Annotated in this window: 1 protein-coding gene; it reads right to left on the bottom strand. The window is 26.2% G+C overall.

All coding sequences use genetic code 11. The features are described from left to right. Nucleotides 1-289 (bottom strand): family 4 glycosyl hydrolase (locus EZH24_RS13565; RefSeq protein ID WP_473807496.1); only part of this gene is annotated, 289 nt, incomplete at its 3' end. Nucleotides 290-389 lie beyond the last annotated feature (100 nt).

Raw genomic sequence — 389 nt, 5'->3', positions numbered from 1 at the left:
TCCAATCCAGATCCCATAATAAAAACCTATCTCCCACTTCTATTGAGCTTATGATAAAGTCAGCATTTTTAAAAGCTTCTTTTCTTTCTGTGGTCGCATCAACAGTAAAATTTAATTTATTTGTTTCTATAAAGCCTTTAACATAATCATATACCTTTTTTAAAGCATTAGGGTTAATATCAAGTAATGTTATATGAGAGCCTTCTAATGATTTAGTAGAGAAAATATCTCCAAGCATATCGCATCCGAATTGTGCACTTCCTGCACCAACTAAAACAAATTTAATCATTTATAATTCCTTAATAATAAAATAATTATAGATTGTTTTTATTTTAATTATTGCTTTATTTAAATATAATTAAGTTTTCCGTAAGTAATTTTTTTATGCA

Source organism: Brachyspira catarrhinii, from assembly GCF_005518285.1.
GTDB lineage: Bacteria > Spirochaetota > Brachyspiria > Brachyspirales > Brachyspiraceae > Brachyspira > Brachyspira catarrhinii.
This window is presented reverse-complemented; position numbering and strand designations above follow the sequence as displayed.